Raw genomic sequence first — 20,733 nt, forward strand, 5'->3', positions numbered from 1 at the left:
GTCAGTTCCGTCGAATCAACACTAGCGGATTAAAAAAAACAGGCTTACACACTGCTCATTTGCATGGCAGCGTCTACGTCCACTGCCACAATTCGGGATACACCTTGCTCTTGCATGGTGACCCCGATCAGTTGTTTGGCCATCTGCATGGCAATTTTATTGTGAGAAATAAATAAAAACTGGGTTTGGTCACTCATGCTGGCCACCAGATTGGCATAGCGTTCGGTATTCGCATCATCCAGTGGCGCATCTACCTCGTCCAGCAAACAAAAGGGCGCGGGATTGAGCTTGAAGAAGGCAAAAACCAGCGCTGTCGCTGTCAATGCCTTTTCACCACCAGAGAGCAAATGAATCGTGCTATTGCGCTTGCCTGGTGGCTGAGCCATGACCTGCACCCCAGCTTCCAGCACTTCATCGCCCACCATCGTCAGTTTAGCCTCTCCACCACCAAATAGCCTTGGGAAAAGCTCGCCAAAGTGCTGATTAACGATGTTGAATGTTTCCATGAGCAACTGGCGCGTCTCGCGGTCAATCTTGCGAATTGCATCTTCCAGGGTCTCGATGGCATCACTCAAATCTTTATGCTGAGCATCCAGATAGGTCTTGCGTTCCTGGGCCGTAGTCAGCTCCTCAAGGGCCGCCAGGTTCACCGGACCCAGGCCTTCAATCTGGCGCGAGATACGCTGCACTTCAGACTGCAACCAGCCCACACGCTGCCATTCCGGTGTCTTTTCCTGTAACAAGCTCCACAGTTCGGAACGGTTCACCTTTCTGCTGTCCAGCTGTTCAGCAAACTGTTCGACCGCCAGACGCGACGCTTGTTCCTGCAACTGCAATTCAGTGACTTGCTCGCGCAAGGGTGCCAGATTCTTTTCGTTCTCGGCACGAGCCTGTTCATGCTCACGCAATTGGGCAGCCAGCGTATCGAGTTGAATTTTTGCCAGACGAACGGCTTCTTCACGTTCGGCACGCAACTCCAGGGCATCTTGCAAACCGGCTTGTGCAGCGGAAGCATCCAGATCCAGCAGTTCGCCTTGCAAACCTTCCAGCTGACCGGCTGTGCGTTGTGCCTGCTCCTGCGCCAGGGCCAGATTGCGCTGCAGTTCGGCCATGCGCTGCACCAAAGCACGCTCGGCAAACTGGGCATCATGCACGGCGCGCTCACGCTCGTGTACGGTACGACGGGCCTGTTCTGCCTGTTCAGCGCCCTTCTCGCCTTCCATCTGCGCTTCGGCAAACACGCCCTGATGTTCAGCCAGCTCTTCATCCAGCGTTTCAAAGCGGGCCTCGAACTCCTCGCGGTTCGCCTGCAGCTCTTCGCGCTGTACTGCCAGTTCTTCCAGCTCTTCGTTGATGCGGCTACCACGCTCTTGCGACTGCTGCGCCTGTTGGGCCAACTTGGAGTGCTCCAGCTGCACATCGTGCATCCGAGCTGTCAGCTCGCCCACGCGGGCTCGGGCCGGAACCAGGCCGTTACGCACTTGCTGCAAGGCCATTTCGGCCTGGGTGCTGGTATGGCCCAGTTCATCGACAATCAGTTGAGCGCCGCGCAGCTCGCGCTCCAGATGAGCAATTTCCTGCTGACGTGCCAGCATCCCGGCTTGTTCGGAGTCGGGTGCATAAAAGCGAATGCTGTGCTTATCCACCAAATGGCCGTCACGCACCACGATTGCCATTTGATCTGTCAGTTGATCGCGCAAGCTCAGGGCCTGCTTCAAATCCTGACAGACATAAACCTGGTGCAACCAATTATCCAGCAAGCTGCGCAAGCCACCCTCTTGCTGTCGCAACACCGAAGTCAACAAGGGTAAATCCAGGACAGGCTTGGCCGGCGCTCCCGCTTCGGGCAACTGATAAAAACTTAAACGGGCCGGCGGTGCATCACTGGCGAAAGCTGCGGCCATATCCAGGCGGCGCAGCTCCAAGGCCGTCATGCGCTCGCGCAGCACAGCCTCCAGCGCGGTTTCCCAGCCTTTTTCCACGTCCAGGCTTTGCCATAGACGCTTCATGCTCTCCAGTCCATGCTTGGCCAGCCAGGGTTCCAGAGTTCCCTTGCGCGCCACATCCTCCTGCAAACGACTCAAGGCCAGATGACGTGCTTCCAGGCGGGCCATATCCTGCCCGCCTTGCAAGGCTTGCTCCTGCGCCTTCTTGCGCTCCTCTTCCAGTCGAGGAAGTTGGGCTTCCAGTTGCTGCATATGCTCCTGAGCTTGCTGCAACTGGTTTTGCAGCATGTTCAGATCGCCTTGCAGGCGCTCCAGATTGTCCGGGTCTGGGGCATTGAGTTCGCGCAATTCCTGCTTCAAGCGCTCCTGACGCTGCTCCACACCTTGAATCTGGCGGTCGGCATCACGCTGTGATTGCGCAGCCAAGGCCAAATTCTGTTCCAGACGCGCCAAGGCCATGCGCATTTCGTCGCGACGCTGGGCTTGCTCGCGTACACGCAGCTCCAGACCGGGCAAGGCTCCTTGAGCCTCTTCCAGCAAAATCTGTAATTCTTCCAGCTTGACTGCTGCTTCCTCGCGTTGCTGTTCGCTGTTTTCCAGCTCCAGCTGGCAATGCTCCTGTTGCTCAATCCAGTCGTGCTGCTGTTGTTCCAGCTGCTCGCGGCGCTGCGCCATACGGCTACGCGAATCCAGCACGTGGCGGATTTCCGCTTCCAGGCTGGACACTTGAGAGCCGGCCTCATACAACTGGCTCTGCGCCAGATGCAAGGCATCGCCTGCCTGTAAATGAGCTTGTCGCTGTGACTCCAACGTGGATTCGGCATGCCGCAAACCGGCAATGGATTCTTCCAGCTTGGTCTGAGCCTGTTCAATTGCCAGGAAACGGGCTTTTTGATCGCTCTGTGCATTGGACTCTTTCAGCAGCCACAGCAGGTTTTGCTTGAGCTCACCGTCTTGCTGCAAATCACGATACTGACGTGCCACTTCGGCCTGCGCCTGCAATTTCTCCAGCTGCGCATCCAGTTCTCTTTGAATGTCTTCCACACGCAGCAGGTTTTCACGAGTATCGCGCAAGCGGCTTTCCGTTTCGCGACGACGCTCCTTGTAGCGCGATACGCCCGCGGCTTCTTCCAGAAACACACGCAGCTCTTCCGGCTTGGCTTCAATCAGGCGGTTGATCATGCCCTGCCCGATGATGGCGTAACCCCGCGCCCCCAAGCCCGTACCCAGGAAGATGTCGTGAATATCACGCCGACGAACCGCCTGATTGTTCAGAAAGTAGCTGCTGGTCCCGTCCCGGCTCAGGACACGCCGTACCGAGATCTCGGCATAGGTGCTCCACTGCCCCGAGGCCCGCCCTTCAGAATTATCGAAAACCAGCTCAACCGATGCGCGGCCCGCCGGTTTGCGTTGCGAGGAGCCATTGAAAATCACGTCCTGCATGGACTCGCCACGCAGCTCGGAGGCTTTGCTCTCGCCCAGCACCCAGCGCACCGCATCGATGATGTTGGATTTTCCACAGCCGTTGGGCCCGACAACGCCAACCAACTGACTGGGAGTTGGGATGGAGGTCGGGTCCACAAAGGATTTGAAACCAGCTAGTTTGATCTGGGTTAGACGCACAGGGTAGAAGTCAGCTCAGAAAAGACCAATTTGAACAGGCGCACAGGCGCATCTTGATCTGCCCGGCACCGCGAGTCGTATGATACCGCAGCACCTGCCACCCACAGCAAAACACGCCAAAAAACAAATGAAAACCACGGCACGGCTGCTGGGATGATAAGGCAGTAAACTCCCCCTTGCCGTCAAGTCCTGTTTACCCTGCTTGGCAAGCAGGACAAGAGTGTCAGACAGGGCATTTACAATAGCGCTTTGCCAGCGCCCGCCCGGCCAGAAAATCCGCGCAGACAGATAGCCGCAATGAATTTCTGATACCACTGCCCCCGCAGTCCCTGTTATTCTTGCTCCCCATCTCTCTTCGTAAATTTCACACCGGCTCAGGCTTGGTCAGAAAAACCATGAGGAGCCGCCTTGAAAAAGCTCCCCAGGCCTGACACCTGGCTTTGATTCGTGCTCTGCAGTCCCGAGACTGCACCTGTGGGCACACGTATTCGGGATGTATTTTGAATAAAGGATTTTATCTGGTCATGGCCGCGCAGGCATTGTCGTCAGTTGCCGACAATGCCTTGCTGATTGCCGCCATCGCCCTGATCGCTGACCTGCACGGACCTATCTGGATGGTCCCCATGATGAAATGGTGGTTTGCGCTGTCCTACGTGCTATTGGCCGCTTTTGTAGGGGCCTTTGCCGACTCGTATCCCAAGGGCCGGGTGATGTTCGCCACCAATGCCATCAAGCTGATAGGCTGTATGTTGATGTTCTGCCACCAGTACTTTGGCATGAACGACTCCCAGCAGCTGGTTCTGGTCTTTATCTCCTACACCCTGGTAGGTATCGGTGCTGCTGCCTACTCTCCCGCCAAATACGGCATCGTCACCGAAATGCTCAAGCCCGAACAGCTGGTCAAGGGCAATAGCTGGATTGAAGGGCTGACCGTTCTGTCCATTATCGGCGGCACCGTGCTGGGCGGTATTCTGATCAACCCGTCGATCGCCAGTTCACTGGCCGAACACCCACTGATTGCACCTTTGGCCCAGACGCGTGCCGAAGTCGCTATCTTGCTGATTTCCTTTATCTACCTGTCGGCAGCGCTGTGCAACCTGCTGATTCCCCGCACCAATATCGACTACCCGCCCCAACAAAAGAACCCCATTCTGCTGCTCAAGGAATTCCGTACCTACGTACATATTCTGTGGCGTGACAAGCTGGGCCAGATCTCGCTGGCAGTAACCACTTTATTCTGGGGTGCCGGTGCCACGCTGCAATTCATTGTGATCGAATGGGGCGCTCAGCATCTGGGCTACCGTCTGGACCAGGCCTCGGTTCTGATGGGCGTGGCCGCATTGGGTACGGTCTTTGGCGCCGTTTTTGCGGCCCGCGTTCCCTTGAAGAAATCACTGGCCGTTCTGCCAGTGGGCGTGGCAATGGGCTTTGTGGTTCTGCTCATGCCTTTGGTGCACGAGAAATGGGCGGTCTACACCCTGCTGATGGGCATCGGCGGCTTGTCCGGCTTTTTCGTCGTTCCCATGAATGCCCTGCTCCAACATCGTGGCCACGTCATGTTGTCGGCCGGTCATTCCATTGCCGTGCAGAACTTCAATGAACAGCTGAACATTCTGTTCATGCTGGCGCTGTACAGCCTGCTGTTGTGGCTGCGTTTGCCCATCAACTACATCATTGTGTTCTTTGGCCTGATGGTAGCGTCCTTGATGACGGTATTCATCATCTGGAAAAACGCCAATCTACGCGCGCATCCCGAGCTGGAGGCCTGCATAGGCCAGGAAGGTCATGGGCAGGCCTTGACGGCCAAGTAAGGGACAGCCCCAAAAAGGCACTACACCCCAAAAGTTGGACTTGAATCCAATCTTTGGGGTGTTTTTCCATGATGACGTCTGACGAGAGGCAACCCAGCGCTAAAAGCCGCCTGCAAGAACTGAGATCAGGACTGGCCCTGCAACTTGCGCAGCAAGGACAAATCCCGCCAGGCATTGGCTTTGTGCTGCGGGCGCAGCAACAGCGAGGCAGGATGGTAAGTCACCACCAAAGGCAGGCTACGACCCTGGGCATCGGTATACGTCAGGGCCTGGCCCCGCAAAGCCTCCAGATCCTCCTCACGACCACTTAGTGCCACCGCCGCCAAATGGCCAACGGCCAGCAAGCGACGGGGCTGTACCAAGCGAATTTGTGCATCCAGAAAGGCACGACACGCGGCCAGCTCTTCTTGGGTGGGTGGACGGTTGCCCAAGGGGCGGCACTTCACCAGATGCGTTTTATAGACCGAAGCATCAGGAATCGCGCTGTTAAGCATGGCTTGCAAAAGCAGACCGGCTTTGCCATCAAAAGGCTGGGCGCTGCGATCATCGCTGGTGCCCGGCGCTTCACCAATAATCATCCAGTCCGGCTCGGACAAGAGCTCTGAACCAAATACCACTTGAGCGCGGCCCGTATGCAAACCGCATTCCTGACAAGCCTGTACCTGCTCCAGCAAGCTGGCCATATCCTGGGCTTTTTCGGGCTGAATCAGTACAGCAGGCCGCTGAACCACTTCCTCCACAGGAGCCGCTGCAACAGGTCGAGCGCCGGATTTACGCAAAACCGCCAGCGCCTGATCACGCGCCGACATGGCATCAGTAGCCGCTGCGGGAGCTGAAACAGGCGCAGGGCTGCCTGCATCATCCAGATTTCGGCCTGCAAACTGAGCCGTCTGCGGGGCCGCTGCAGCCTCTTGCGCAGGGGCTGCTGCTATGGCTGCGGATTGCCCAAGCGGCTGTGCCTGCGGCAGACGCGCCAGAAAAGCACGCTCCAGCCCCAACTCCAAAAGCCAGGTGCGTTGCAGAGGGGAGATAGGCTGAAAATCGATCATGCCCCAGCCCTGCTGGCCAGGTTCAGACTCATCAAGACCGCGTCTTCACGCAGTCCATCGCCTAGCGGATAGTAGTTTTTACGCAGGCCATCCGCCTTGAAACCGTACTTCTGATACAGGCCGATAGCCGGAGCATTCGAAGCTCGCACTTCCAGAACCACGCGCTCCAGTTGATGCTGACGAGCCCACTGCAGGCCGTCGTCCAGCAATTGCCAAGCCAGACCGCGCCGCTGCTGTTCAGGGGCCACCCCAATCAGCAAAAGCTCAATCATATCGGGAGCTTGCAGCCAAACGGCATAGCCTTGCACCTGGCCTTGTTTGTGAATGATCCGGGAGCAGTACGCGCTATTGCCCAGGGCATCCGTGAAGTTGCCTGCCGTCCAGGGATGGCTTTCCACACGACGCTCAATATCCAGCACGGCGGACACATGCCCGGCCTGCATGGCTTCAATTTGTAGAGGTTGATCCAGAGCCGCAGGGTTTCCACCCAAGCCCTGCTCACGCTCCTGAATGGTGTAAGCGACTTTCTCGCGCACATACAGCGGCATGGCCAGATCCGGGGAGATACCCCGCCCTTCGTCCAGATCATGCAAAGCCAAATGCGCCACGCTGGCACCTGTTGCACGCCATGCCTGACCCACCTCCCAGCCCTGTGCTAGAACAGCTGGGGCCAGATCAGGAAACTGCTCCAATGCGTCACCGACGACTTGAATAGGCTGCTGCTCTGCGATCAAACCTTCAGCCTGCAAACGGGCGATCCAGGTAGTGACCTGCGCGGCATCCAGCAAGACCGGGCTTTGCAGCACAGACCAGGACTTCTCAGCTGCCCAGCAGTAGACAGCCGCGTAGACCTCTTGCATGCGCGCATCCTGTGCCACCACATAGGCTGTGCCTTCTACAGGCGTACCGCAAGCAGCAGCCGCCAGTAAGGAGGAAACGGGCAGCACCGGCAGGTCCAGAGCAAAAGCCATACCTTGAGCTACACCACAGGCCACGCGCAGGCCGGTAAAACCACCAGGGCCTTGGCCGAAAGCAATCGCCGTCAGGGCGTGCCTATCCAGACCGGCCTGCTCCAGCAGTTGCTCGGCCATGGGCAAAAGGCGTTCGGCATGATCGCCAGTCCCCTCGTGGCTCAGCTCCACCAGCGAAATACCCGCTTGGGTGCGAGACAACAAGGTCAGTTCACAGAGATTGGAGGAAGTCTCCAGGGCAAGAATATGTGCATCCATCGCGCTATTTTAGTTTAAGCAGACTCAAAATAGGCAGCTCCCTGGGATCGGACAAGGACAAAGCAGTCCACCATGGAATTTCGGGTGTATTTGCCCTCTGGCCGCTTTTTTTTTGACCTGACTCAAGCCGGGCTGTCAAACTATTTGCCACCATATAATCTTCTGTGAAGCCAGTCCAAATCCGCTGCAAGGCGCATAAATAGTACAAAACGCTTAATGTGTAATATTTTTCTACACCCCCCTATACGCGGTTTCTGATGCCTGTTACATTTTCGCTATGAATACGCCGACCCCCCCCCTCACCCGCAAAATCCTTGTCGTTGACGACGATCCCCGGCTGCGCGATTTATTGCGCCGCTACTTGTCTGAACAAGGGTTCAACGTTTTCGTCGCCGAAGACGGTAAAGAAATGGCCAAACTCTGGCAACGCGAGCATTTCGATCTGCTGGTACTGGATCTGATGCTGCCAGGCGAGGATGGCCTGTCCATCTGTCGTCGGCTGCGCGGCGGACACGACAACACTCCCATCATCATGCTCACAGCCAAGGCCGAAGAAATCGACCGTATCGTGGGCCTGGAGATGGGCGCCGATGACTACCTCATCAAACCTTTCAACCCCCGCGAACTGCTAGCCCGTGTCAACGCTATCTTGCGACGCCGTGGTACCGAGGAACACCCCGGCGCACCTAGTCAGGAAAATGAATCGATCGAGTTCGGCCCCTATGTGCTGAACCTGTCCACACGAACACTGACACGCAACAACGAAGTCGTCCCCATCACAACGGGCGAGTTCTCCGTGCTGAAGGTGTTTGCCCGTCATCCCAAGATCCCCTTGTCGCGCGACAAACTGATGGAACTGGCGCGTGGCCGCGAATACGAAGCTTTTGACCGCAGCCTGGACGTGCAGATTTCGCGTCTGCGCAAGCTGATCGAACCCAATGCCTCCAAGCCCGTGTTCATTCAAACGGTCTGGGGTCTGGGCTACGTTTTTGTTCCAGACGGCGGTAACTGACCTTGTCTTCCGGTCAGCAAGAAGGGCGGCCCGCCGTGGCCGCCCAACGCCGAGCAACAAAAAACTCAAGTATCCGGCTGGGTTTATTCAGCCGGTCTTTTTTATTGCTCGCAGCGTTGATGCTCGTCAGCCTGGGTGCCTGGCTGCAAGTATTCTTCAGTATGGAAGAAGGCCCACGCGCAGCCCAAATGGCGCAGCGCGTGGCGTCCATTGTCAGCATCACCCGCTCGGCCCTGGTGTACGCGCCCCCGGCGGTACGCCCTGCCCTGTTGCTGGATCTGGCCACCAAGGAAAGTCTGCGCGTACAACCACGCGAGAACACGGACGAACTGGAACCCCTGCCGCGCTCCAACTACTGGCAGCACGTCTCTACCGAAGTGCGTGGCGCACTGGGCAGCCAGACTTTGATCATGTGGTCGGTCAACAGCGTGCCGGGCATCTGGGTTTCCTTTGATATCAATGAAGATCAGTATTGGCTGGTCTTTGATCGCGAACAATTAAGTCTGACTGCCGGCGTGGAATGGCTTGGCTGGGGCGCTACCGCCTTGCTGCTGGCCTTGATTGGTGCCGCTGTCAGTGTGCGTTTTGTGAACCGGCCTTTAGCTCAGTTGGCCAAAGTGGCTCAGCAACTGGCCCGTGGCGAGACCCCAAGTACCCTGCCTGAAAAAGGTCCGGTTGAAATCCGCGACATGAATATCGCCTTTAACCGTATGGCGCGCGACATTCGCCAGACGGAGGCCGATAGAGAAATCATGCTGGCCGGTATTTCGCACGACTTGCGCACACCGCTGGCGCGCATGCGTCTGGAAATTGAATTAAGCCAGGTCTCGGACGAAACCCGCGCCGCCATTGACGAGGACCTGGCCCAGATTGACCACAGTATTGGTCAGTTGATGGAGTACGCCCGTCCCGCTACGGCAGTCCCTGAACATGGCATTGATGTTTCCGCCGTGCTCAATGACGTCTACGAACGCGAACGCACGCATACAGAATCGCTGGGTGGAATTTTGACGGCCTCCGTCGAACCCAATCTGTATGCTCGCATCAGCGCTCACGACTTGAAGCGTATCGTCTCCAACCTGATCGAAAATGCCCGTCGCTATGGACGCAGTCCTGAGGATGATCGGGCACGCATTGAGCTGTCGGCGCATCAGCATGGCAATATTCTGGTGATTGCCGTCAAGGATCAGGGAGCCGGTATTGAAAAGGGCGATATCCAGCGCCTGCTGCGCCCCTTCTCGCGCGGCGTCTCTGCACGCACAGGCGTCAGTGGCGCAGGCTTGGGACTAGCTATTGTGGAGCGTTTGCTGGGACAAGTCGGAGGTCACTTCGAGCTGGTCAGTGCGCCGTCCGAGGGCTTGACCGCGCGCATTCAATTGCCCCGCATCCGTGCCAGTCGTAATGCACCTGGAACGCAAGGCGATAAAGACACCAAAGCCATCTGAGTACCTTGAGCCTTAGGCAGGGGATAGCCCCCCTTGCCCAAGGCCGGGTTCAGTCCCAAGCCGATCAAGCACGGTACAACAGGGCGACTGAGGTCACCGCAATCCCTTCCTGGCGTCCCACAAAACCAATCGCCTCGTTTGTTTTACCCTTAATGTTCACACTGCCGGGTTCCAATTGCAGATCGGCCTCGATATTGGCCACCATCGCCGGAGCATGTGGTGCGATCTTGGGTTTTTGCGCATGAATCGTGGCATCCACATTGCCTACCAACCAGCCCGCCGCGCGTACCTGCTCATAAGCATGACGCAGCAGCACTCGACTATCGGCACCCTTGTATTTTGGGTCCGTGTCCGGAAAGTGACGCCCAATATCTCCCAGACCCGCCGCCCCCAAAATCGCATCGGTAATGGCGTGCAGCAAGGCATCGGCATCCGAATGACCCATCAGGCCATGCGTATGCGGAATGGTGACGCCGCCCAGAATCAAAGGCCGGCCTTCGCACAGCACATGCACATCAAAACCTTGTCCTACGCGAATCGGCATGCTCATAACCATTTCTCCATCAATTCAAAATCTTCAGGCCAGGTGACTTTAAAATTCCGCGCCGAACCCAATATCAATAAGGGTTGGCTACCCGTCAACTCCATGGCGCTGGCCTCATCCGTCACCGCAAAACCCTGTTCTTTAGCCGCTAGCAGAGCCTCACGCAAAGTATGGGCAGGAAACAGCTGGGGAGTCTGCGCTAACCACAGTCCATCTCTGTCCACTGTTCCCTGCACCGCGACCGGCTCGGCGGGCGTTGCGCGCTTGACGGTATCAGGCACGGGTAAAGCCAGCAAGCCACCGCGTTGCGCCTGCAAGCAGGCATCAATCAGGCGCGCCAAAGCCTTCCTGGGCAAACCGGGACGAGCAGCGTCGTGAACCAGAGCCCAGGCTTGTTCGTCCTTATCCAGGCTCTGCAAGGTATTGAGCACCGTTTCTGCCCGCGTTTCCCCACCACAAGGCAGACAAATCGTGCGCGGCAAGCCTTCCAGGGCGGCGGCGGCCCAGGTATCACCGGGGGCCACGGCCACCCGCACCTGGCTGATGCGCTCATCAGCCAGCAAAGCCTGTACCGAGCGGCGCAACATGGGCTGCCCACCCAGCAAACGGTATTGCTTGGGCAAGCCTTGCGCCTTCGTGGCAGAATCCAGGGCGCGCGAGCCAATACCGGCGGCTGGAACAATTGCAATCAAGGTAGTCTTCATAGGTGGGTGATTTTATAATGACAATCCTGATGGAAACCGAAAAACAGCACTCCCTGTCCCTGCCCAGCACCCAAGATGTGCTGGCTGCCTTACGCCCCGGTCAACGCTACTCGCAGCCCATGCCCCCCGGCTCGGGTGATGCCTGCCTGATTGCCGACCTGGCCCGCCAACATAAAGCGCCTATTCTGGTGCTCTGCGCCGATCCCCTGACGGCCCAAAGGCTGGCCGAGGAGATCCTGTTGTTTGGCCCCGCCCTGCGCGTTCGCCAACTGCCGGACTGGGAAACACTGCCATACGACAGCTTCTCTCCGCACCAGGATCTGATCTCCGAGCGTTTGCGCACCTTGCATGCCCTGACCATGCACGAGGTCGATGTACTGACGGTCCCCGTCACCACCGCCTTGTATCGTCTGGCTCCGCCCTCCTTTCTGGCCGCCTACACCTTCTCATTCCGCCAGGGCGACGAGCTGGATGAGGCGCAACTGCGCGCCCAGTTGATGTTGGCCAACTACACCCATATGACACAGGTCAGCGCTCCAGGCGAATTCAGCATTCGCGGTGGCCTGATTGACCTGTTCCCTATGGGTTCAGTGCTGCCTTACCGTCTGGACCTGTTCGACAACGAAATTGAAAGCATACGCAGCTTTGATATCGACACCCAGCGCAGCCTGTATCCGGTCAAGGAAATCCAGCTGCTACCCGGCCGTGAATTCCCCATGGACGAAGAGGCGCGCACGCAATTCCGGGCTCGTTTCCGCGAGTTCTTTGAAGGCGATCCTTCACGTGCCCTGCCCTATAAAGATGTAGGCAACGGTATTGCCTTTGCCGGTATTGAATACTATCTGCCGCTGTTCTTTGAAGAAACGGCCACCTTGATGGACTATGTGCCCCAAGGTAGCCTGGTCATTACTCACGGGGATGCACAAAACGCGATTGGCCGCTTCCAGAGCGATACTCATAGCCGTTTTTCCTTCCTGAAGAACGACCGTGAACGCCCGATTCTGCCGCCAGAAAGCCTGTTTTTGTCAGACGAGCAGTTTTTCAATGGCATCAAGCCTTTCAGCCGCCTGAGCCTGAGCGCCCAGGCTGACAACCAGCCTATAGCTCATCCCGATTTCGAGCCTTTGCCTGTGGTTGCTGTAAACCGACGCGACAAGGATCCATTGGCTCAACTGCGGCAAGAAGTGCTGGACCCGAAAAACCGGACCGTGCTGTGTGCGGATTCGGCAGGTCGTCGGGAAACGCTGCTGCAGATGCTGCGTGAACATGATCTGTCACCCGCAACAGACTGCCAGAGTCTGGCCGATTTCCTGGAGTCAGACGCGGCTTTTGCCCTGGTCGTCGCGCCTTTGTCACGTGGCTTTGCCTTGGTGCATGACAGCCTGAGCCTGCTGACTGAAAACGACCTTTACCCCACCCAGACTCGCACCCAAAGCAGCCGTCGCCGCAACGAGCGCAGCAGCGATGTGGAAGCCATGGTGCGGGACCTGTCCGAACTGCGTGAAGGCGACCCCGTCGTTCACGCCGAGCACGGGATTGGACGCTACTGCGGCCTGAAAGAAATGGACCTGGGCGAAGGCCCGGTCGAGTTCCTGCACCTGGAATACGCCAAAGGCAGCACTTTATATGTGCCCGTAGCCCAGTTGCACGTGATTGCCCGTTACAGCGGTGCTGATCCCGAGCATGCACCTTTACACCAGCTCGGCTCCGGCCAATGGGATAAGGCCCGCCGCCGTGCTGCGAAACAAGCACGTGACAGCGCTGCGGAATTACTGGCCCTGTACGCTCAGCGCGCCGCTCGTGAAGGCTTCAAGTTCAAGCTGCCGCTCAATGACTATCAAGCCTTCTCCGAAGGGTTTGGCTTTGAGGAAACACCGGACCAGGCTGCTGCCATTGAAGCCGTCGTGAACGACATGACGTCAGGCCAGCCTATGGACCGACTGGTTTGCGGGGATGTGGGCTTTGGTAAAACCGAAGTCGCCCTGCGTGCCGCCTTTCTGGCCGTGGCCAATGGCAAACAGGTTGCCCTGTTGTGCCCAACCACTCTGCTGGCCGAGCAACATGCGCAGACCTTCTCGGACCGTTTTGCCGACTGGCCCATCCGTGTTGCCGAACTGTCCCGCTTCCGTTCGACCAAGGAAACGCAGGCCGCAATTGCTGGCCTGCGCGATGGCAGCGTAGATATTGTGATTGGTACGCACAAAATCCTGTCCTCGGATGTGCGTTTCAAACAACTGGGTCTGGTCATCATCGACGAGGAACACCGCTTTGGTGTGCGCCAGAAAGAGGCCTTGAAACAGCTGCGTGCCGAAGTCGATATCCTGACCCTGACCGCCACACCTATTCCACGCACCTTGGGCATGTCCCTGGAAGGCATACGGGACTTTTCCGTCATTGCCACGGCACCGCAAAAACGTCTGGCGATCAAGACCTTCGTGCGTCGTGAAGATGGCAGCACCATACGCGAAGCGCTGCTGCGCGAATTGAAACGCGGTGGTCAGGTCTACTTCCTGCATAACGAAGTCGAAACCATTCACAACCGCCGTGCCCGTCTGGAAGAGTTGGTGCCGGAAGCCAGTATTGCAGTGGCCCACGGCCAAATGCCGGAACGCGAACTGGAAGCCGTCATGAAGGGCTTCTACCAGAAGCGCTACAACGTGCTGCTGTGTACCACGATTATTGAAACCGGCATTGACGTGCCCACGGCCAATACCATCGTCATCCACCGTGCGGATCGCCTGGGTCTGGCTCAACTGCACCAGTTGCGTGGACGAGTGGGTCGATCCCACCACCAGGCTTATGCCTATCTGCTGACCCCCGGCGAGGATGCCATCACCAGCAATGCGAAAAAGCGACTGGAAGCCATTCAGGCCATGGAAGAGCTGGGTGCCGGCTTTTTCCTGGCCATGCACGATCTGGAAATTCGGGGTGCCGGTGAAGTGCTGGGCGAATCCCAATCCGGCGACATTCAGGAAGTGGGCTATTCCATGTATGCGGATATGCTCAACACCGCCGTCAAAGCCCTGAAGGCCGGTGAAGAACCTGATCTGGACTCGCCCTTTGCCTTGCAGTGCGAAGTGAATCTGCATACTTCTGCGCTGCTGCCGGCCAACTACTGTCCGGATGTGAATGCCCGTCTGGGACACTACAAAGCCCTGTCGCACGCCCGTACCGAAGACGACCTGATCCATATCCATGAGGAGCTGATCGACCGCTACGGCCTGCTGCCAGAAGCGGGCGAGAACCTGCTGGCCGTACATCGCTTGCGCATCAAGGCCGAACCGCTGGGCATTGTGAAAATCGATGCCAGCGAAGCTCAAGCGACGATTCAGTTTTCCTCCAAGCCCAATGTGGACGCGGTCAGCATTATTGAGCTGGTGCAAAAGAACAAGCAGGTACGCCTGGCTGGGCCGGACAAGCTCAAGGTTGAAATTACCAAAGGCGAGGAAATCAAGAACCGTATTCAAGCCGTGCGTAATGTCTTGAACAGCTTGCGCAAAGAAAAGTAAGCCTTGAGTTTGCGGCGCCCACCTTCATTTTTTCGCCATACTAGGCTGACGATCCGCCGACATCAAACGTCCAGGCGGAACCAGTTCAACACGGCATCCAACGGAGAGTGATTCAAGGCAAAGCTGGCTTGCTCCTGCACCACCGGTTTGGCACGATAAGCCACCGAGTACTTGGCCTTGGACATCATGGGCAAGTCATTGGCCCCATCTCCAATCGCAATACACTGCTCTGGACCTGCACCCAGCTCAGCCGCCAGTTCCTGCAGGAAACGGGCTTTAGCCTGACCATCTACAATTGCGCCCAACACTTTACCGGTCAGTTTGCCGTCCACCACTTCCAAGGTATTGGAGTGGGCGTAGCTCAGACTGAAACGGTCTTTCATGCGCTCGGTGAAGAAGGTGAAGCCCCCCGACACCAGCAAAGTTTTCACCCCGTGGGCATGGGCCGTCGCAATCAAGCGGTCTGCACCCAGGTTAGGCTGCAAGCGCTCTTCATAGACGCGAGTCAGATCGCTGACGGGCACACCCTCCAGAAATGCGACACGACGATTCAGACTCTCGGTGAAGTCCTTGATTTCGCCGCGCATGGCCGCTTCAGTAATTGTGGCAACCTGCTCCTTGCGGCCAGCCATATCGGCGATCTCGTCAATACACTCGATATTGATCAGCGTGGAATCCATGTCCATTGCCAGCACACGCATTTCTTTCAGGCGATCAATCTGCTCCAGAAAAGCAAAATCCATCGCGCCGGTCTTGCACAGGGCCTGCACCTCAGCGCGTTGCGTAGCATCTGCACCCAGCAGGCGCACGGCGGTAGGACCCAGCTCCTGCACTCCATCGGCCTGCACCACTGCCGCAATTTTTTCGATGATGGCGCTATCCAGGCGCGGCCCTTGAAGAATGAGATGAGACATCAGATCGTCCACAAAGCAAGAAAATACAGCACAGCCACTGTGCCAAAAGACGATTATTGTAGCCTGCTGCGGCCCCGGCACGGCCCTGCCAACAGGCGCAATGTCAGTTTTCAGCCTGAACTCATCCTGCTACGATAAAAGCTATCGCGAAATGACCGAGGACGCCCTCCATGTACATCTGGCCCAACAATACCTTGCTGGATCTGCTCCACATCGAACATCCCATCATTCAAGCCCCTATGGCCGGCGCCCAAGACAGCGAACTGGCTATTGCCGTTGCTCGTGCTGGCGGCTTGGGCTCTCTGGCCTGCGCCATGCTCAGCCCGGAGCAGATTCGGGAACAAGTAGGCTTGTTCCGGCAAGCCGTATCGGCCCCTATCAATCTGAACTTCTTTTGTCATGAAGACCTGCGCCTGGAGCCAGAGGCTCTGCAAGAGTGGCGTCTGCGCCTGATGCCTTACTACCAGGAATACGGCCAGGACCCCAATCAGGAATTGCCCAAAGCGGCACGCGCGCCCTTCTCCAGCCAACATGCAGAATTGGTCGAAGACCTGAAACCCGAAGTCGTCAGCTTCCACTTTGGCCTGCCCTCCCCCGAGCTGGTCCAGCGCGTGAAAAAAGCCGGTGCCCTGATCATGTCCAGCGCTACCACGACGGCTGAAGCAGTCTGGCTGCAAGAGCACGGCGCCGACATCATCATCGCCCAGGGTCTGGAAGCCGGTGGCCACCGTGGCATATTCCTGGACGATAAAGTGCATACCCAAGTGGGCACCATGTCCTTGGTTCCCCAGATTGCCGATGCCGTCACTATTCCCGTAATTGCGGCCGGTGGTATTGCCGATGGACGCGGTATTGCTGCCGCCCTGGCCTTGGGCGCCAGCGCCGCTCAAATTGGCACGGCCTACCTGTTCTGCCCTGAATCCAAGATCACTCCACTGCATCGCGAAGCACTGTCCAATAGTCGCTCGGACAGCACAGCCTTGACCAATCTGTTCTCCGGTCGCCCTGCCCGCAGTATCCGCACTCGTCTGATGGATGAAATCGGTCCTTTAAGTGCCAGCGCTCCGGTATTTCCCCATGCGGGTTCGGCTCTCAGCCCGCTGCGTATCGAAGCCGAAAAACAAGGCCGTACCGAATTCAGTTCCCTCTGGAGCGGACAAAGCGCTGCCTTGGGTCGTGCCCTGCCTGCCGAGGAACTGACACTGGTTCTCGCCCAAGAGGCTCAGGGCGTCTGCAAGCGTCTGGGCGTGGCTGGCGCTACCCATGCTCCCCTGGACAAACCTTGATCGATTCTGGGGGCTGCACACGCGGTGTGCAGCCCCTCACATGCGTCAAAGCCAGCCGCTGACGGCATGGCCCAGACATTCAGGACAAAAAAAACCTCGCAAAATTGCGAGGTTTTTTCATGCATTCAGCACTATTCAAACTTGCCCTTGGGGTGACGCATCAAATAGCGATACACAAAGCCGGGGTACGCCATCACCAAGAATAAAGCAAAGGTAATGGTGTAGAACACCCAAGTCTGCTTGAACGGGTTACCGATGCTGGCTTCAAAAGCAAAGCCGAACGCACCCATAATCCCGTAAAACGCACAGACTTCCAGAAGGCGAGAAAAAAAGCCTTTGGAAACTTTCTGATGGCGGGAGCGCCAGGCCGGAAAGTAAAACATGGCTCCCACCAAAGCCAGACCCAAAAACAACTTGCCCAACATGACTGGCAAGGAGCTCAGGCCAGAGCTGGAGGCAATCACCGTGTAGATTCCCAAACCCAAAGCAGCCAGCACGGCCAGGTACACAAGGCCAACGATCAGCTGCAGCCAGGGCGAGAGGCCTGAGCGCTCGCCCGGCATGGACCAAGGCAAAACCAGCAAGGGCTTTTCCACGAGAAACGGCAGATTAGCCGTAATCACGGAAAGAACAATCAAGACCCAGATGGAAAGGCTTTGGTCCATAGTGCTACCTACTTAAAACTGCAAGGAAGACTGAATCACGCGGATGCAGGTGTCCATCAAGCCACCAGGCAAAACGCCCAGGCCGATAATCAGAACGCCGTTTACCAGCATGACCAGCTTGGTCAGCAAGCCCGTTGCCACAGGATGCTCTTCACCTTCAGGTTCGTCGAAGTAAACAACCTTCACGACACGCAGGTAGTAGAAAGCACCGATCAAGGACATGATGACGGCAAACACGGCCAGCCAGACATAGCCCGCACCCACCACAGCTTGCAGAACACTCAGCTTGGCAGCAAAGCCGGACAGCGGAGGAATACCAGCCAGGGAGAACATGGATAGCAGCCAGATCAAGGCCAGACCAGGGTTACGGCGGTTCAGGCCCTTCAGGTCGCTGATGTTTTCGCATTCAAAACCACGACGGCTCAGGATCAGGATCAGACCGAAAGTGCTCAGGGTGGTCAGAACGTAGATCACCACATAGAACAGCGAAGCACCGTAGGCTTGAGAGTGAGTCTCGCCATTGAACACGCCAGCCAGCAAGCCCAGGAAAATGAAACCCATGTGCGAGATGGTCGAATACGCAAGCATACGCTTGAGATTCTTTTGCATGATCGCAGTCAGGTTACCCAGAGCCAGCGACAGCACAGCCATGATCAGCAACATGGGCTGCCAGTCCACGGCAATACCGTGCAGAGCCTCAACCAGGAAGCGCATGGTTACGGCAAAAGCAGCCAGTTTAGGAGCAGCACCGATGATCAGGGTAACGGTAGTAGGAGCGCCTTGATAGACGTCCGGTGTCCACATATGGAAAGGAGCAGCCGTCAATTTGAAGGCCAGACCTGCCACAACAAACACCACACCGAAGACCAGAGCCAGACGCTCGGCTTGACCGTTAGCGATGACTTCAGCGATACGTGGGAATTCCAGATGGCCGGTAGCGCCAAAAATCATGGACATACCGTACAGCAAGATACCCGATGCCAAAGCACCCAGAACGAAGTATTTCAACGCCGCTTCAATGGACTGACGGTGTTCACGACGCAGCGCAACCAGTGCGTACAGCGCAAAGGACATCAGCTCCACACCCAGATAAGCGGTCAACATGCTGTTGGCCGAAATCATGATCATCTGGCCCAGCAGGGCCATCAGAGTCAGGGTGTAGAGTTCACCACCGCGTTCCATCATGTCGCGCTGTTCAGCGTACTCACGACCGTAGATCAGGGTAGCGGCGACCGCAGCACACGAAAGCAGCTTCAGGAAGTGCGCCAACTCGTCTGCGACGAACAGGCCACCAAACGAGACACCGCTCACACCCTTGGACCACTGCCAGGCTACGCTGGCCGCAACCACGGCAAGCGTCAACAGGCTCAGAACAAACGTCGAGTGGCGCTGTTTGTGTTTGCTGAAAGCATCAAAAATCAGCACACACGAAGCCAGAACCAGGAGCAGGATCTCGGGCAAAGCCAGAGAAAAGTTAAAGGTAGTATCCATAGTGATTCGGCCTACAGTTTCGAGATGGAGACGTGTTGCAGCAACGCTTCAACCGAAACGTGCATGACCTCGGTAAATGGCTTGGGATACACACCCATGCCCAGCACCGCAATCGCCATTACGCCAAGAACGAAGAACTCACGGCCACTCAGGTCGCTCATGCCGGCAACATTGTCGTTACCCACGGGGCCAAAGGCCACGCGCTTGAGCATCCACAGCGAGTAAGACGCGCCTGTAATCAGCGCTGTTGCTGTCAGCAGACCGATCCAGAAGTTGTACTCCACCGCGCCCATGATGACGGTGAACTCACCGATAAAGCCGCTGGTGCCTGGCAAACCGCTGTTGGCCATCGAGAACAGCACAAAGAAGGTAACGAAACGAGGCATCACCTTGACCACACCACCGTAATCGGCGATTTGGCGGCTGTGCAGACGGTCGTACAGAACACCGATACACAGGAACATGGCACCGGACACGAAACCGTGCGAGATCATTTGCATGATCGCGCCTTCCATACCCGTGGTGTTGAACACGAAAAAGCCCAGCGTGACAAAACCCATGTGAGCCACAGAGGAGTAAGCCACCAGCTTTTTCATATCGTCCTGAACGATGGCGACCAGACCAATGTAGATCACCGCGACCAGAGACAGGGCAATGATGATTCCGGCCAGACCTTGCGAAGCATCAGGAGCGATGGGCAGGGAAAAGCGCAGGAAACCGTAAGCACCCAGTTTCAACATGATGGCAGCCAGCACCACGGAACCACCAGTAGGTGCTTCCACGTGGGCATCCGGCAACCAGGTGTGGACAGGCCACATAGGCACCTTCACAGCAAAAGCCATGAACAGAGCAGCAAAGATCAGCACCTGAGTGGTGTAATCCAGCGGCACTTTATGCCAGGTCAGGATATCGAAAGTACCGCCGGACACATTCCACAAGTAGATGAATGCGATCAGGGTCAACAGCGAGCCGAGCAAGGTGTACAAGAAGAACTTGACCGATGCATACACGCGGTTCGGACCACCCCAGATACCGATGATCAAGTACATCGGGATCAGCGTGGCTTCAAAGAACACGTAGAACAGCAAGCCATCCAGAGCGGCAAACACGCCAACCATCAGACCCGACAGGATCAGGAAGGCACCCATGTATTGCGCCACGCGGTTCTTGATCACCTGCCAGCCCGCCAGCACCACGATCACCGTGATGAAAGCGGTCAGCAGAACAAACCACATGGAAATACCGTCCACGCCAAGGTGGTAATTCACCTTGAAGGCATCAATCCAGGGGGCCAGCTCGACAAACTGCATGTCGGCCGTACCGAGATTGAAGCCCGTGTACAGAGGAATAGTGACAACAAGACCGGCAATCGAACCCAGCAGAGCCAGCCAGCGGGTGAAGGTGGGACGATCATCACGCCCCAGAGCCAGCACCAACAGACCAGCGACGATAGGTACGAAAATCGCCAGCGTTAACCAAGGAAGAGTAGAAGACGCCATATCGCT

The 20,733-nt window shown here is 57.0% G+C and carries 14 protein-coding genes; 5 read left to right on the plus strand and 9 right to left on the minus strand.

Going from position 1 to position 20,733, the window contains the following annotated elements; all coding sequences use genetic code 11:
* Positions 1–44: 44 nt before the first annotated feature.
* Positions 45–3,569, minus strand: a complete 3,525-nt coding sequence (gene smc / locus N879_RS09030; RefSeq protein WP_021446883.1) for a chromosome segregation protein SMC — start codon at positions 3,567–3,569, stop codon at positions 45–47.
* 500 nt (positions 3,570–4,069) lie between these two features.
* On the opposite strand from smc, the gene lplT reads away from it, so the two are divergent.
* Entirely contained in the window at positions 4,070–5,380 is a 1,311-nt protein-coding gene (gene lplT / locus N879_RS09035; protein ID WP_009456657.1) for a lysophospholipid transporter LplT, read from the plus strand.
* A 125-nt stretch (positions 5,381–5,505) separates the two neighbouring features.
* Here lplT and N879_RS09040 read toward each other — a convergent pair whose 3' ends face one another.
* The gene (locus N879_RS09040) at positions 5,506–6,429 is read right to left on the minus strand and encodes a uracil-DNA glycosylase (RefSeq protein ID WP_021446885.1); all 924 of its coding nucleotides are present in this window, start codon (positions 6,427–6,429) and stop codon (positions 5,506–5,508) included.
* On the minus strand, positions 6,426–7,658 hold the full coding sequence (locus tag N879_RS09045; protein WP_009456661.1) for a bifunctional tRNA (adenosine(37)-N6)-threonylcarbamoyltransferase complex dimerization subunit type 1 TsaB/ribosomal protein alanine acetyltransferase RimI: 1,233 nt from the start codon (positions 7,656–7,658) through the stop codon (positions 6,426–6,428). Before N879_RS09045 ends, N879_RS09040 begins: the two co-directional genes overlap by 4 nt.
* 277 nt (positions 7,659–7,935) lie before the next feature.
* Between N879_RS09045 and ompR the strand changes: the two genes are divergently transcribed.
* Together ompR and N879_RS09055 are read left to right on the plus strand one after the other, a co-directional pair.
* Positions 7,936–8,670: an osmolarity response regulator transcription factor OmpR gene (gene ompR, locus N879_RS09050; protein WP_003801024.1), complete on the plus strand. Its 735-nt coding sequence runs from the start codon at positions 7,936–7,938 to the stop codon at positions 8,668–8,670.
* 119 nt (positions 8,671–8,789) lie between these two features.
* Entirely contained in the window at positions 8,790–10,115 is a 1,326-nt protein-coding gene (locus tag N879_RS09055; RefSeq protein ID WP_009456663.1) for a sensor histidine kinase, read from the plus strand.
* Between the two features lie 64 nt (positions 10,116–10,179).
* On the opposite strand, the gene ispF is transcribed toward N879_RS09055, so the two are convergent.
* Positions 10,180–10,665, minus strand: coding sequence for a 2-C-methyl-D-erythritol 2,4-cyclodiphosphate synthase (gene ispF, locus N879_RS09060; protein ID WP_021446886.1), 486 nt, complete (start codon positions 10,663–10,665; stop codon positions 10,180–10,182).
* On the minus strand, positions 10,662–11,363 hold the full coding sequence (ispD, locus tag N879_RS09065; protein ID WP_009456665.1) for a 2-C-methyl-D-erythritol 4-phosphate cytidylyltransferase: 702 nt from the start codon (positions 11,361–11,363) through the stop codon (positions 10,662–10,664). The genes ispF and ispD overlap by 4 nt, the downstream gene beginning before the upstream one ends.
* Before the next feature lie 29 nt (positions 11,364–11,392).
* On the opposite strand from ispD, the gene mfd reads away from it, so the two are divergent.
* Positions 11,393–14,872, plus strand: coding sequence for a transcription-repair coupling factor (mfd, locus tag N879_RS09070; RefSeq protein ID WP_021446887.1), 3,480 nt, complete (start codon positions 11,393–11,395; stop codon positions 14,870–14,872).
* A 62-nt stretch (positions 14,873–14,934) separates the two neighbouring features.
* Here mfd and serB read toward each other — a convergent pair whose 3' ends face one another.
* Complete coding sequence (gene serB, locus N879_RS09075) at positions 14,935–15,786, minus strand: phosphoserine phosphatase SerB (RefSeq protein ID WP_009456669.1); 852 nt, start codon at positions 15,784–15,786, stop codon at positions 14,935–14,937.
* A 170-nt stretch (positions 15,787–15,956) separates the two neighbouring features.
* Between serB and N879_RS09080 the strand changes: the two genes are divergently transcribed.
* Positions 15,957–17,072 (plus strand): NAD(P)H-dependent flavin oxidoreductase, encoded by a 1,116-nt coding sequence (locus tag N879_RS09080; RefSeq protein ID WP_009456671.1) that lies wholly within the window; start codon positions 15,957–15,959, stop codon positions 17,070–17,072.
* 131 nt (positions 17,073–17,203) lie between these two features.
* Here the strand turns inward: N879_RS09080 and N879_RS09085 are convergent, their stop codons facing one another.
* From N879_RS09085 to N879_RS09095, 3 genes are read right to left on the minus strand one after another with little or no spacing between them, the layout of a single operon-like run.
* Positions 17,204–17,737, minus strand: coding sequence for a DUF2818 family protein (locus N879_RS09085; protein WP_009456672.1), 534 nt, complete (start codon positions 17,735–17,737; stop codon positions 17,204–17,206).
* A 12-nt stretch (positions 17,738–17,749) separates the two neighbouring features.
* Positions 17,750–19,228 (minus strand): NADH-quinone oxidoreductase subunit NuoN, encoded by a 1,479-nt coding sequence (gene nuoN / locus N879_RS09090; RefSeq protein WP_009456673.1) that lies wholly within the window; start codon positions 19,226–19,228, stop codon positions 17,750–17,752.
* A gap of 11 nt (positions 19,229–19,239) precedes the next feature.
* A complete protein-coding gene (locus tag N879_RS09095; RefSeq protein ID WP_009456674.1) occupies positions 19,240–20,727 on the minus strand; it encodes an NADH-quinone oxidoreductase subunit M in 1,488 nt (495 codons plus the stop codon).
* Between the last annotated feature and the right edge of the window lie 6 nt (positions 20,728–20,733).

The organism is Alcaligenes sp. EGD-AK7, from assembly GCF_000465875.3.
Lineage (GTDB): Bacteria > Pseudomonadota > Gammaproteobacteria > Burkholderiales > Burkholderiaceae_B > Alcaligenes > Alcaligenes phenolicus.

What these genes read in the sequence shown, in the direction of transcription:
- ompR (WP_003801024.1), top strand. Translation starts at nt 7,936, where the DNA reads ATGAATACGCCGACCCCCCCCCTCACCCGCAAAATCCTTGTCGTTGAC.
- ispD (WP_009456665.1), bottom strand. Translation starts at nt 11,363, where the DNA reads ATGAAGACTACCTTGATTGCAATTGTTCCAGCCGCCGGTATTGGCTCG.
- N879_RS09055 (WP_009456663.1), top strand. Translation starts at nt 8,790, where the DNA reads ATGCTCGTCAGCCTGGGTGCCTGGCTGCAAGTATTCTTCAGTATGGAA.
- N879_RS09080 (WP_009456671.1), top strand. Translation starts at nt 15,957, where the DNA reads ATGTACATCTGGCCCAACAATACCTTGCTGGATCTGCTCCACATCGAA.
- N879_RS09085 (WP_009456672.1), bottom strand. Translation starts at nt 17,737, where the DNA reads ATGGACCAAAGCCTTTCCATCTGGGTCTTGATTGTTCTTTCCGTGATT.
- N879_RS09095 (WP_009456674.1), bottom strand. Translation starts at nt 20,727, where the DNA reads ATGGCGTCTTCTACTCTTCCTTGGTTAACGCTGGCGATTTTCGTACCT.
- nuoN (WP_009456673.1), bottom strand. Translation starts at nt 19,228, where the DNA reads ATGGATACTACCTTTAACTTTTCTCTGGCTTTGCCCGAGATCCTGCTC.
- N879_RS09045 (WP_009456661.1), bottom strand. Translation starts at nt 7,658, where the DNA reads ATGGATGCACATATTCTTGCCCTGGAGACTTCCTCCAATCTCTGTGAA.
- mfd (WP_021446887.1), top strand. Translation starts at nt 11,393, where the DNA reads ATGGAAACCGAAAAACAGCACTCCCTGTCCCTGCCCAGCACCCAAGAT.
- N879_RS09040 (WP_021446885.1), bottom strand. Translation starts at nt 6,429, where the DNA reads ATGATCGATTTTCAGCCTATCTCCCCTCTGCAACGCACCTGGCTTTTG.
- ispF (WP_021446886.1), bottom strand. Translation starts at nt 10,665, where the DNA reads ATGAGCATGCCGATTCGCGTAGGACAAGGTTTTGATGTGCATGTGCTG.
- serB (WP_009456669.1), bottom strand. Translation starts at nt 15,786, where the DNA reads ATGTCTCATCTCATTCTTCAAGGGCCGCGCCTGGATAGCGCCATCATC.